The sequence below is a fragment of the Paenibacillus hubeiensis genome (assembly GCF_032334105.1).
GTDB lineage: Bacteria > Bacillota > Bacilli > Paenibacillales > Paenibacillaceae > Paenibacillus > Paenibacillus hubeiensis.
The window spans coordinates 152,823-165,968 of sequence record NZ_JAVYAE020000014.1 but is presented as its reverse complement, the minus strand read 5'-3'; the positions used below and the strand labels follow the sequence as shown (position 1 = coordinate 165,968).

At 52.5% G+C, this 13,146-nt stretch carries 11 protein-coding genes and 1 riboswitch; of the genes, 9 read left to right on the top strand and 2 right to left on the bottom strand.

Translation table 11 applies throughout. The annotated features are described in order from the left end of the window. Positions 1-422: 422 nt before the first annotated feature. Positions 423-1,427 carry a ketoacyl-ACP synthase III gene (locus RSX24_RS26230; RefSeq protein ID WP_343262222.1) on the top strand — a complete coding sequence of 335 codons (1,005 nt, stop codon included), beginning with the start codon at positions 423-425 and terminating at the stop codon, positions 1,425-1,427. A gap of 135 nt (positions 1,428-1,562) precedes the next feature. Here RSX24_RS26230 and RSX24_RS26225 read toward each other — a convergent pair whose 3' ends face one another. Continuing rightward, positions 1,563-3,500, bottom strand: coding sequence for an amidase family protein (locus RSX24_RS26225; protein WP_343262221.1), 1,938 nt, complete (start codon positions 3,498-3,500; stop codon positions 1,563-1,565). 368 nt (positions 3,501-3,868) lie between these two features. Between RSX24_RS26225 and RSX24_RS26220 the strand changes: the two genes are divergently transcribed. Next, positions 3,869-5,998, top strand: a complete 2,130-nt coding sequence (locus RSX24_RS26220) for a DNA topoisomerase III (RefSeq protein WP_343262225.1) — start codon at positions 3,869-3,871, stop codon at positions 5,996-5,998. Between the two features lie 70 nt (positions 5,999-6,068). Here the strand turns inward: RSX24_RS26220 and RSX24_RS26215 are convergent, their stop codons facing one another. Beyond that, positions 6,069-7,253 (bottom strand): helix-turn-helix domain-containing protein, encoded by a 1,185-nt coding sequence (locus tag RSX24_RS26215; protein WP_343262220.1) that lies wholly within the window; start codon positions 7,251-7,253, stop codon positions 6,069-6,071. 228 nt (positions 7,254-7,481) lie between these two features. Between RSX24_RS26215 and RSX24_RS26210 the strand changes: the two genes are divergently transcribed. The 7 genes from RSX24_RS26210 to purB all read left to right on the top strand — a co-directional run bounded on the left by RSX24_RS26210 (position 7,482) and on the right by purB (position 13,073). Continuing rightward, positions 7,482-8,399, top strand: a complete 918-nt coding sequence (locus RSX24_RS26210) for an ROK family protein (protein ID WP_343262219.1) — start codon at positions 7,482-7,484, stop codon at positions 8,397-8,399. A gap of 114 nt (positions 8,400-8,513) precedes the next feature. Beyond that, entirely contained in the window at positions 8,514-8,651 is a 138-nt protein-coding gene (locus RSX24_RS26205; RefSeq protein WP_236420597.1) for a hypothetical protein, read from the top strand. A 125-nt stretch (positions 8,652-8,776) separates the two neighbouring features. Further along, on the top strand, positions 8,777-9,040 hold the full coding sequence (locus RSX24_RS26200; RefSeq protein WP_236420716.1) for a DUF1294 domain-containing protein: 264 nt from the start codon (positions 8,777-8,779) through the stop codon (positions 9,038-9,040). Positions 9,041-9,139: 99 nt separating this feature from the next. After that, positions 9,140-9,574 (top strand): universal stress protein, encoded by a 435-nt coding sequence (locus tag RSX24_RS26195; protein WP_236420717.1) that lies wholly within the window; start codon positions 9,140-9,142, stop codon positions 9,572-9,574. A 260-nt stretch (positions 9,575-9,834) separates the two neighbouring features. Continuing rightward, positions 9,835-9,936: riboswitch (purine riboswitch) on the top strand. Positions 9,937-10,099: 163 nt separating this feature from the next. After that, the gene (gene purE, locus RSX24_RS26190; RefSeq protein WP_339276050.1) at positions 10,100-10,585 is read left to right on the top strand and encodes a 5-(carboxyamino)imidazole ribonucleotide mutase; all 486 of its coding nucleotides are present in this window, start codon (positions 10,100-10,102) and stop codon (positions 10,583-10,585) included. Beyond that, positions 10,582-11,778, top strand: a complete 1,197-nt coding sequence (purK, locus tag RSX24_RS26185; protein ID WP_343262218.1) for a 5-(carboxyamino)imidazole ribonucleotide synthase — start codon at positions 10,582-10,584, stop codon at positions 11,776-11,778. Before purE ends, purK begins: the two co-directional genes overlap by 4 nt. Next, positions 11,775-13,073, top strand: coding sequence for an adenylosuccinate lyase (gene purB / locus RSX24_RS26180; RefSeq protein ID WP_339276052.1), 1,299 nt, complete (start codon positions 11,775-11,777; stop codon positions 13,071-13,073). The genes purK and purB overlap by 4 nt, the downstream gene beginning before the upstream one ends. Positions 13,074-13,146: the final 73 nt, after the last annotated feature.

Here is a 13,146-nt window from a genome sequence, read left to right as displayed (position 1 = left end):
ACACGACCGTTAAGCCCTCTAGCGCCGATGGTACTTGGACCGCAGGGTCCTGGGAGAGTAGGAAGCCGCCAAGCGAAGAACCACTGCCGATGTAATCGGCGGTGGTTTTTTTTGTTTAAACTAGCAGCCCAATAACTTAATTGGGCTGCTTTTTTTATTAAGAATCTTGTGCATCATTTGTTTTTGATGGAGCTGGACTCGGGCGTTGATCCTGTTCTGCAAACGGGTAATGCATGATCAGAGGCTCTTTAAGACATTACATATAATATTTATAAAGAGAACGTAATTTATCGTTACTTCTTGGAATAGATAACAGTATTGTAATGCCAATATGGCATGACTAATTAATCGATTATAATTTTAGTACCAGATACTAATAGTTGGTGCTATAATATTGAAAACACACTAACGGAGGTGCTAGCATGTTGCAGTCAAAAGCTAAAATCACCGCATTTGGAACGTATGTCCCAGAGCGCATTCTGAGTAATGCGGATTTGGAAAAAATGGTCGACACAAACGATGAATGGATCGTTCAGCGGACGGGCATGAGAGAGCGTCGCATCGCAGCTGAGGATCAATTTGTTTCGGACCTTGCCGTCAAGGCGGTGGAGGATATGATTCAACGCTACGGGGCAGACGTTCAAGACGTAGATATGATTCTGGTGGCGACGAGCACGCCAGAGTATCCTTTTCCCAACACGGCTTCAAGAATTCAGACAAAACTAAATATTCCGCAGACAGGAGCGATGGATTTAAGCGCAGCATGCGCGGGTTTTGTATATGGTCTGCAACTGGCAGACAGCCTGATTACGAGCGGGATGTATCGCAAGGTGCTAGTGGTCGGCACGGAGACGTTATCGAAAATTACGGATTATACGGATCGTTCCACATGCATTTTGTTTGGCGATGGGGCGGGGGCTTTTTTGTTGGAACGGACCGAGGGGAAAGGAAATTCCCTTGCAGCGTTGTCCGGAACGCAGGGCGAAGGCGGCATACACGTTTATAGCAGCGGGCTCTCTTCCGAAATGGACGGCGTATCTCTTCAGGGGAATGGCAGTCTCGTGCAAAACGGCAGAGAGGTCTATAAATGGGCTGTGCGTCTGATCCCGGAACAATTGCCGAAATTGATTGCCAAAGCCGGATTGCAGGCAGAGCAAATCGACTGGTTCGTGCCCCACAGCGCTAACCTGAGAATGATTGAAGCGATGTGCGAGCGCGGCCCGATTCCCATGGAACGTACGTTGACCAGTGCGGAATATCGGGGCAACACGTCGGCAGCTTCCATCCCGCTGGCCATCCAGCTTGCCGTGGATGCAGGGAAAGTAAAACAAGGACAGCGACTTGCTTTATTTGGATTTGGAGGCGGACTAACTTATGCTGGCCTTGTGGTGGAATGGGGAGTTCCTGATTTGGCTCAGCAAAGCTAAAGGTTGCATTGATTCGAGGAAAAATGAGTGTTAATGATCAAACAATGGTCAACTAAAAAAGTACACTTCACTGTGTTAAGAGTGAGGTGTACTTTTTTTTATGGAATGATTTTGTAATTAGTCCGTCATAACAGTTTATGGCGTGAATTTGGGTGCTTGGCGGTGGTGCGTTCCTTGCTCGTAGCTGTACGCCAGCTTGATCAGCGTACCTTCATCAAAGGCACGGCCAAGGAATTCCATACCTACGGGCAAACCTTCGCTGGTGAATCCGGCAGGCACGGTGATCGCCGGGAAGCCGGAGAATGGACTCAACCGGTTGTTGCCGCCGGAATTTTGTCCTTCGCCGATGACGCCCGCAGCTTGCGTGGATGTAGGATAAATGATGGCATCCAGATGATGGTCGGCCATCACTTTCAACAAGGAATCGCGAGTCAGCTGCGTACGTTTCAGCACGATATCCTTGTATTCGGTCGTATCGAGCGTGGCTCGCGCATCTCTGGCTTTCATGGATTGCTCTTGGGACTTATCGAACTGACCGGAAGCGATGATCTCGGACAGGCTGTGGTAAGGAGCTTCGTCTCCCAACGATTCCAGATAGTCATTCAATTGGAATTTGAACTCGTATCCGCTAAGGCTCGGGTACTTGTTAATTTCCGCAAGGTTCGGAATTTGGATCGGCACAGCCGTCGCACCCAGCGACTCCAGTTCTGCCACGGCATGGTTGATGACGTCGGCCACTTCTTTTTCCTCGGCTTTGGTGCTAGGAATCAGCTCGGTGGCTACGCCGATGCGTGCACCTTTCAACCCGTTCACATCCAGATAATCCGTGTAGCTGGAAGGAATACGGCCGACGCTGTACGCTGTGGCCGAGTCTTTTTTGTCATAGCCAACCGTGGCGTCGAGCATGATCGCAGCATCGCTGACGGTGCGTGCCATCGGACCGCCCACATCCTGGGTCAGCGCAAGCGGAATGATGCCGTCGCGGCTGGACAAGCCGATCGTTGGACGAATGCCGACCAGGCTGTTGAAGCTGGATGGGATCCGAATGGAACCGCCCGTGTCGGTACCCAGTCCGGCTGCGGCAAAGTTCGCGGCAATGGCTGCGCCCGTACCGCCGCTGGAACCGCCCGGATAGTGATCCAGTGCATAAGGATTCAGCGTTTGTCCGCCAAGCGAGCTGGAGGTGGTGATGCCAAAGGCGAATTCATGCAGGTTGGTTTTGCCCAAAATGATGGCCCCGGCATCTTTCAAACGTTTGACTTGCTCCGCATCCGTCGAAGGCACGGAATCTTTCAGGCAAAGGCAGCCCGCGGTTGTCGGCATGTCGTTGGTATCGAAGTTGTCTTTGACCAGCACCGGTATGCCGTGCAGCGGTCCGCGTGCGCCCTTCGTTGCGCGCTCCTCATCCAGAGCTTCGGCGATGTTCAGCGCTTCCGGATTCAGCGTCAACACGGCTTTGAGGCTGACGCCTTGATCATCGTATTTTTCGATCCGGTCCAGATACTTCTGAACCAGCTCTTTGGAGGTGATTTTTCCCTGCGTCATGGCAGCCTGAATCTCAGTAATCGTGGCTTCTTCCAGGACAAAAGGTTTGATGTAGTCATAAATGCGGTCTTTCAAGACGGCAACGTCATTTTCCGTTAATACCGCATTGGGCAGAAACAAGGATTCGGTGTATCCTTTCATCAGGCCCGCCTGGTTCAGGGCGCTTACGGCGCCAGCATAATCGGCATCATCCGGTACGTCCTTGAACGTCTCGGTCGCAGGCTCCAGCTTTAGCCATTGTTGCAGCGCCTTTGCCGCGTCCTTGCGTTTGACGGTTGTGCCTATAGGCGTGTCCATGGAAAAAGGAACGCCTGCAAATGTTGCGGCTTCTTCCATCGCTTTCACAAAGGCTGCTGCCGTAGCAGGAGCTTTCCCAGCCGTTGCTGCTGCTGTTTTGCCCGCAGGTACGGTTGTGCTGGCCGCTGCCGCTGCCGATGGAGCCGGGCTTCCAAAACCGGTGGCGAGCACTGCGCCTGCAAGAAGCAAGGCTCCTGTTTTTTTCATCATGGCTGATTGTTGATAACTCATGCCTTCACGCTCCCTTTTCTGAAAAAATCTGAAGATGTGCGATGGATCGGTGATCTATTTATTGATCCATTCTAATTACATGTTAGATATTCTAACAACATTTATATTTATTCAAAAAAACGCATACATAATGTTGTTTAATCTGTCATTCTTCGAATAGCTTTGATTCTCTTTCACCTAAAATAAAGTTGGGATTCGCTGTTATTTGTAATGTTATCTAACATTATAGTGGTGGTAAAAATTTAGGAGATTGGAATAAGGAGAAGATGAGGAGGCAGACGGATGTTGTGAAATGTTATAATGGACAGGATGGGAAAAACACGCCCCGAACGGGGAATTATGTGCTTCACGGGAAAGGAAGAGATCGATTGAAAACGTTGGTGCTCGCAGAAAAGCCTTCTGTCGCACGCGAGATTGCCCGAGTAATGGGCGCGCGTGATAAACATAAAAGTTACTTCGAAGGTCCGAAATATATCGTGACCTGGGCGCTGGGCCACCTGGTCGGCCTAGCCGAGCCCGAGGATTACGACAAAAAGTATGCCACCTGGAATCTGGAGGATCTGCCGATTCTGCCGGAACGCGCCAAGCTGAAGGTGCTCAAGGAGACGAACCATCAGTACAAAGCGGTGCAGCAGCTCATGAAACGCCAGGATGTCGGCGAATTGATCGTTGCCACCGATGCCGCGCGGGAAGGGGAACTGCTGGCCCGCTGGATCATGCAGATGGCGCAGTGGAAAAAGCCGTTCAAACGGCTGTGGATTTCCTCCCAGACCGATAAGGCGATCAAGGAAGGTTTCGCTTCGCTGAAGCCGGGCAGCCAGTTTGACCGTCTCTATGAGTCTGCGCGCTGCCGGGCCGAGGCTGACTGGATGATCGGGCTCAACGTGACGCGCGCATTGACTTGCCGCTTCAATGCCCAATTGTCCGCAGGCCGGGTACAGACGCCAACGCTGGGTATGATTATGGACCGCGAAAATGAAATCAACCGATTCCGTTCCGAGGAATATGAGACGTTGACCGCGGACATGGGCGGTTTCCAAGCGACGTGGAGAGCTTCGGGCGGGGACGCGCGCATTTTCGACAAACAGCAGACCCAAGCGCTCAAGAAACGGGTTGAAGGCCGAGCCGGTGTGATTGCCCAAGTCAAAAAGAGCGAAAAAGTCGAGCCGCATCCGCTGGCTTACGACCTGACCGAACTTCAAAGGGATGCCAACCGGAAATACGGTTTCTCGGCCAAGCAAACCTCCAACGTGCTTCAACGCCTGTACGAGCAGCACAAACTGGTGACATATCCGCGGACGGACAGCCGTTACTTGACTTCGGATATGGCCGGCACGCTCAAGGAGCGTTTGGAGAGCGTGGCGGTGGGGCCTTATGCCGCGCTGGCTCGTCCTCTTTTGCGCAAAAGCTTGAATCTGACCAAACGCATTGTGGACGACAGCAAAGTGACGGATCACCATGCCATTATCCCGACGGAACAGACAGTGCTGCTCAACCAGCTGAACCCGGAGGAACGCAAGCTGTACGATCTGATCGTGCGCCGTTACATCAGCCTGTTCTACCCTGCGGCTAAATACGATTCGGTGGCAGTGACGGTAAAGGTTGGCGAGGATTCCTTCCATGTGAAAGGAACGACCGTGAAGGATAGCGGTTGGCGCGAAGTCTACGGGTCCGATTATACGGACGACGACGACGAATCGGCGGACGATTCGCTGGACCAGGAGCGTGCGCTTCTGCCGGAGGTGCACCAGGGCCAGAGCGTGACGATCCAGCGCTGCCACATCAAAAGCGGGCGCACCATGCCTCCGAAACGGTACACGGAAGCCGCGCTGCTGGCGCAGATGGAAAAACACGGACTCGGCACGCCGGCTACGCGCGCGGACATTATCGAGAAGCTGGTCAGCTCCGACACCATCGATCGCCAAGGCAACAGCCTGCACCCGACAGGCAAGGGCAAACAGCTGATCGAACTTGCTGCGCCGCAACTGCGCACGCCTGAGCTGACCGCCCGTTGGGAAGCCGAATTGGAGCGCATCGCGAGGGGACAAGGCAAGCCTGAGCCTTTCCTGCAGGGCATCCGTACGATGGCACGGGAGCTTGTATCGACCGTCAAGGGGAGCCAAGCCGAGTACAAACCGCATAACGTGTCAAACAGCCACTGCCCGGACTGTAATGCAAGGTTGCTGGAGAAGAAGGGCAAGCGGGGAAGGTTCCTCGTTTGTCCGACAGAGGATTGCGGTTATCGCCGTTCGGCAGAGAAACAGCTGTCCAATCGCCGTTGTCCGCAGTGCCACAAAAAGATGGAGCTGAAGGAAGGCAAAGCGGGAATGTTCGTGCGCTGCCTGCCTTGCGGCATTACCGAGGTGCTGGACAAGGACAAGAAACATGTGAACAAGCGCGAGCAGCAGAAGCTGGTGAAGCAGTATTCCAAACAGGAGAGCCTGGGTTCGAACCTTGGCGACCTGCTGAAAGCGGCGCTGGAGAAAAAGGGCGAATAGGTTTTAGACTAGACGCGGATCTACGCTCTTGGCCCAATAGGATGCATGATGCGGTCGGCCGCATTCGCCGTCAGGACGTTCTGGCGGCAAAGCGGTCGCGGTATTGTTTCGGCGTGACGCCTGCATGCTTTTTGAATATTTTAATGAAATAACTTTGGTCGTGGAAGTTCAACAGGGGATAAATCTCGCTGAGACGATAGTCGGTAAAAACGATTAAATGTTTCGCTTCTTCAATCCGCTGTTTTTGAATGAACGTCTTGAGAGCCTCTCCCGTCTCGTCCTTGAATTTCCTGGACAGATAGGAGGGGCTCATTTTGACATGCGCTGCCAGTGTGCCTAAATCGAGGTCCTCATACAAATGCTCAAGAACATACTCCTGGCACATCAGGATATCCCTGGAAAAATGGGCTCGCTGAACGCGTTCCACCCGTTCCGTGAATTCAAGCAGGATCTGTTCCAACACAGGCTGAATGGAATCGATGTGAGGCATGCTTTCCACGTATTGAATGAACGTGTCGCTAAGCGTCAGTGCCACTTCCGAATACAATCCCCCCTCAATCGCTGCGCGGGTGCCCATCGTAATGGCCGCGATGATGAGGTTTTTTTTGCTGCGCAAATTGTCGGTTTTGGACAAGGTCCCATAGATTCCGTCCATGTTCACATGCTGGTTCAAGTAACGGAGCATCTTGACTTTGTTCCCCAGACGGATTTGTTCGAAAATCTTTTTCTCTGCCAGATAGGACTTATGGTAAAGGCTGTTCTCCCTTTGTTCCATGAGCGATATCTCGAGCGCATCCGCTTTGTGTTCTTCGTTCGGAAGCTGATCGTCCTCCAGTCTTTCGTTGTACAGAAGATAGTGCAATAGCGATGCGGTATGGATCAGTTGTCCGGGATCGGGCGGCTGCAATATTGAAGGCTCCAGGTGCTGGTCCATCGGATGAGGGTCCAAAAACTTGCGATAATTGGGCCACAGGATGAGACGGCCCTCGCCCATTTCGTGAGTGGTTAGGGGCATGACGATCATTTGATCCGCCTGATTGTTGATATTCACCAATTGTATCGGTTTCCGGAACTGGACGGATTGGATGGAGTGCAGCAGATCGGCAGGCGCCTTCTTCAGGTTCGAACGGGAAATGCGAAACCCGCCGAAAGACCACAGCTCATCCGAGCCGGGATACATATAAAAGACGGGAACGCGAGTGGCGTTTGCAACCAATTGAGAGGCCTGTTCAAGGGAAGTGATGGAGATCGGCATAAGATTAGAGCCTCCTTGTATGCACGAAGTCGAAAAAACACCTTTTTTCGCAAATAAATACCATAAATATAAGAGAGATCATTTTATATTTCAAGGGGACGTGCCATGAAGGTTTGGATGTAAAGCCAACCTTGGATATCCGTGTGCAACAGTTTGCATGATATGACTTAAGAGATAAGTGATAAGTACCTTTTGAGCCTTGAACTTAAATGCGGGGAGTCGATAAAGATGTATTTGGTTGTGGACATTGGCGGTACATTCGTGAAATATGCGTTGATGAGTTCCGGAGGGGAAATCCTGCATAAAGATAAACGCCATGTGGGCAGAACAAACCTGCAGGAGCTGGAAGATGTGTTATATTCGGTAATTGACGCACAGGACCTGTCCGACATTAAGGGCATCGCCCTGAGCTGTCCGGGAACGGTCGATGTGGATACGGGCGTCATCTACCACGGGGGCAGCTTTCCGTTTTTGCATGAAGTGAATTTGCGGAAAATGATTCATGATCGATACGGAATCGAAGTATCCATCGAAAACGACGGCAAATGCGCGGCCCTGGCCGAGCTGTGGCTCGGCAGCGTCCGCCATGTGAGCAATTCGATCGTGCTTGTCCTGGGCAGCGGCATCGGTGCGGGGATCATCGTGGACGGCAAACTGCATCGGGGAGCGAACCTGTCTGCCGGAGAAGTCAGTTACATCATGAGCGACGTGGCTCCGGTGACGCGGGAGGCGACGTATTTTGGCCTTGAATGCTCGGCGGTGGAAATGGTGCGTACCATCGGCATGATGAAAGGGTTGGAAGACCCGACGGATGGCGAAGCCGTGTTTGAATTCATTGTGAACAGAGACCCTGAAGCGGCAAAAGTTTTTGATAACTACTGCCTGAACGTGGCTGCACAGATCATGAATTTGCAATATGTCCTTGATCCGGACCTGTTTGCCATCGGGGGCGGAATCAGTGCCCAGCCTATCCTTATCGAGCGCATTCGGTGGGGTATCGACGAAATCAAACGAATCAACCCGTTCCATATGGCAAATCCCCAAATTACGGCCTGCGCATTCAGAAACGATGCCAATCTGTATGGAGCATTATATCATTTCATCGTGCAAAGGGATCTGAAGACGCGCAGCGCTCGGACATCATAACGCGTCGTTCGGAACTGGACGGGCTCAGGATAACGCAGCGGGGATGTACTGACCAGAACGTCTGAATAAGTTACCTCTTTTTCAGGAAACGTAACGGTGGGAGGTGACTTGCAAATGCCGTATCATAAGCCCGAAAAGATTCATAATCAGCAAAACAAAGACAGTATTAAGGAAGAAAGCATCGGTGCGCGCCCGCAAAAAGCAGGCAAGAGAGTGCCCAGCCTGAACGGGATCCCGAAACAGGAATCCTAGGATTGCATCTCGCGGCTCATCGGCTGCCCGTAAAAAGGAGAGGTCAAGCTTTGTAGTTTGGCCTTTCCGGGATTATAATGAGGGTACAGGGAGATGTCCCGGGTTAGGGGGGCCGCTTGCAACATATGCAAACCGGAATCATTGTATGGTTTATTTTCATTAACGTGGTCGGATACCTCGTCATGTCGGATGACAAAAAAAGAGCCCAGCGCCGGAAGGACCGCACACCGGAACGAACGTTGTTCTTGCTTGCCTTTATCGGCGGAGCGTTGGGTGTATGGATCGCGATGTACCGCAAAAGGCACAAAACCAAACATCCCAGTTTCGTGATCGGAGTACCGCTGCTGTTGTTCCTGAATGCAGTCATTTATGGATATTTTCTTTGGTAGACAAGCGGGACCTACCGAGGCTAAGGGCATGTTGCCTGTGATTCAATCGCTTGCGCAAGGTTTAAAGGGTGTTACATAACAAGGAAGGGACGGATGTTCATGTTATTCTCCAAAATTTTGGTTGCCTATGACGGTTCCAAAGCTTCAAACAAGGCTCTTGATCGTGCCATCGAGCTGGCAAAGGCGTCACCGGGGGCCGTAATAGATGTCGTCCATGCCTATGATTTTCCGCGCGTATTTATCGGTGAAGGACTGGCACCGCTGCCGCCATCGCTCAATAACGATTATTACAATCTGGCGGTGCAGACGACGGATGAGGCGAAAGAGCGTATCAAAGCTGCAGGCGTGACGGCAAATGTCGACCTGATCCAAGGGGCCGCTGCCGAGGTGCTGCTGGATTATGCCAAAGAGAACGGTTCCGACGTGATCGTGATCGGCAGCCGGGGGCTCGGCGGGATTCGCGAATTCGTACTGGGCAGCGTAAGCCATAATGTCGTGCAGCATGCCCGGATCCCTGTTCTTGTCGTAAAATAATCGTTTGTTCAATAGTGGAAAACGCCTTGCGGCGTGTGGGCCGGCTTTCTTCCTTCATGGAGAAGCCGGCTTTTCCGTTTTTTTCATAAGATAGACTGGTTTGATGTGGCTCGTTCAGTAATTTCCGAACATTAGATTTGTCAATATGTTAAATGTTCGTCTTTAAGTTGACATTCCTTGTAGGGGATTGTTAGAATGTTAGATGTGTCGATCAGATGAAAAAATGGTCGAACTGGTGCGAAAGTTTGGATTCATAATTCAATGACGAAATGATATTTGCTCGTATAATGCCGGGGATAGGGCCCGGAAGTTTCTACCTGGGAACCGTAAATTTCCGGACTACGAGGAGATACGGCTGTGAGTCGCATGCATTCCGATGCGGACAGCAAGCCCCCTTTTGGTATGCCCAAATGCTGGCGGCGTATTTCCTGGAGTCCGGTGTCCGGAGAAAATGTGATGTTTTCGCGGGTAGCGGACTTTTTGTTGTTTTAAACCAAAACGATCAGACGGGAGTGGAGTGAATTCATGTCAGTTCAGGTTGCTGTGATCATGGGCAGTAAGTCGGATTGGGAGACGATGAAGCATGCGTGCGAGGTGCTGGACGAGCTAGGGATCGGTTACGAAAAAAAGGTGGTATCCGCGCATCGTACGCCGGATTTGATGTTTGAATACGCCGAGCAGGCGGCCGGCAGAGGCTTCAAAGTCATCATTGCCGGAGCTGGCGGAGCAGCGCATCTTCCAGGCATGGTCGCTTCAAAAACGATGCTTCCGGTCATCGGCGTGCCGGTGCAATCCAAAGCGCTAAATGGTCTGGATTCCTTGCTGTCGATCGTGCAAATGCCTGGCGGCATTCCCGTGGCCACCGTGGCCATCGGCAAAGCGGGAGCGACGAACGCGGGACTGCTGGCTGCGCAAATGATCGGGGCATTCGATCCGGAAGTGCAAAGCCGGAGCGAAGCTCGGCGGGAGCGCATCAAGCAGGAAGTGCTCGAAAGCAGTGATGAGCTATGAGCGGAACGGAAAAAAGTAAAAACGGATCGCAGCATCGGGTGATGCTGCCTGGACATACGACGATCGGCATTCTTGGCGGGGGCCAACTCGGCCGCATGCTAACGCTTGCCGGTACTGCAATGGGATATCGCTTCATTACGCTGGATCCGGCGAAGGACGCTCCGTGCGGGCAGGTAGCCCGGCAGATCGAGGCCGGTTATGCGGATGAAGGAGCGGCGCTGGAGCTGGCTCGCCAATGCGATGTCATCACCTATGAGTTCGAAAATGTGGATGCGGGCGTAGCTGCCCTGCTTGAAAGGGAATCCTACGTACCGCAGGGAAGCAGCTTGCTTTATACGACGCAGCATCGACTCCGCGAAAAGAGAGCCATTGAAGCTGCAGGGGTCCGCGTTGCCCCTTATCGCGAGATTACGAGCGCGGACACGATGCAAGCAGCGGTTGGCGAACTGGGCGTGCCTTGCGTGCTCAAAACCGTTACCGGCGGCTATGACGGCAAAGGACAGCGCGTTATCCGCGATGCGGCCCAGGCTTTGAAAGCCTATGAGGAACTTGCAGCCACGGGAGCAGAACTCGTGCTGGAGCAATTCATCAAGTTCGATTGCGAGATTTCCGTCGTGGTCGCGCGCAGCACGGCAGGAGAGATCAAAACGTTCCCGCCTGCGGAGAATATTCATGTGAACAACATTTTGCATGCTTCTATCGTTCCGGCGAGAGTCCCTGCCGACATCCAGCTGGAAGCGCAAAAATTGGCCGCCGCGGTCGCGGAATCGATGGAGGCGGTTGGGCTGCTCGCCGTCGAGATGTTTGTGGCGGCGGATGGAAGGTTGTATGTGAACGAGCTTGCACCAAGGCCGCACAACTCGGGTCACTACACGATGGAGGCTTGCGCCACGTCCCAATTCGAACAGCATATTCGCGCGATTTGTGGATTGCCGCTCGGGGATACAACGTTGCTTAGTCCGGTGGTCATGGTCAACGTACTCGGGGAACATCTGGAACCGATCATCGAGAGAACGGGCGCGCCGGATGCCGATGCCATTGAACTGGGTGTTATCCCCAAGCTTCATATATACGGAAAAACCGAGGCGAAAACAGGACGGAAGATGGGGCATGTCAATCTGCTTTGTCACGATGTTGAAGAAGGATTACAATGGATTGAACAAACTACGATTTGGAGGAATACAAATTCATGATCGAACGTTACAGCAGACCTGAAATGAGAGCCATCTGGACGGAAGAAAACAAATTCAAAGCATGGCTGGAAGTCGAAATTTGCGCATGCGAGGCATGGGCGGAACTGGGCGTCATTCCTAAAGAAGATGCAGCGCTGCTGCGCGAGAAGGCTACTTTTGACATTGACCGGATTTACGAGATCGAGCAAGAAACGCGCCATGACGTGATCGCATTCACGCGTACCGTATCCGAAAGCCTGGGCGATGAGCGGAAATGGGTTCACTACGGCCTTACATCTACGGACGTCGTGGACACGGCACTCGGCTATCTGCTCCGTCAAGCAAACGAAATCCTGGAGCGCGACATCGTGAACTTCATCGACATTTTGCGGGAAAAGGCACTGGCATACCAACACACACCAATGATGGGACGTACGCATGGGGTACATGCCGAGCCGACGACGTTTGGTTTGAAAATGGCCTTGTGGCACGAAGAGATGAAGCGTAACCTGGAGCGTTTCCGCCATGCGGCAGACAACGTGCAATACGGCAAAATTTCCGGCGCGGTAGGCACGTACGCCAACATCGATCCGTTCGTGGAAGAGTTCGTTTGTGCAAAGCTCGGTACGAAAGCCGCACCAATCTCGACCCAAACGCTGCAGCGCGACCGTCATGCGGAATACATGGCGACGCTCGCCCTGATCGCTACATCGCTGGACAAGTTCGCTACAGAAATCCGTGCATTGCAGAAGAGCGAGTTCCGCGAAGTGGAAGAAGCTTTTGCCAAAGGTCAAAAAGGTTCTTCGGCCATGCCGCACAAACGCAATCCGATCGGCAGCGAAAACATCTCCGGCCTGTCCCGCGTCATTCGCGGACACATGGTATCGGCATACGAGAACGTTACGCTGTGGCATGAACGCGACATCTCGCATTCTTCCGTCGAGCGCGTCATCCTGCCGGATGCAACGATGCTGCTGAACTACATGCTGAACCGTTTCGGCAACATCGTAAAAAACCTGACCGTGTTCCCGGAAAACATGAAACGCAACATGGAGCGCACGTATGGCGTGCCGTTCTCCGGCCGCGTCATGACGAAGCTGATCGACAAAGGCTTCAGCCGCGAGCAGGCGTACGATACCGTTCAACCGCGTGCGATGCAGGCATGGGAAGAGCAGCGTCAGTTCAAGGACATCGTGAAGTCCACACCTGAAATTACCGAGGCGCTGAGCGAAGAGGAAATCGAAGATGCGTTCAACCCGGCGTGGCACCTGAAACACGTTGACACGATCTTCAAAAAGCTTGGCCTTACCAACTAATCAAAAATATAAGCTCATTATGAGTTCACGCAGAAACGGAGAAGGCAGAAAAACCTGGAGAAGCGAAGCGGTC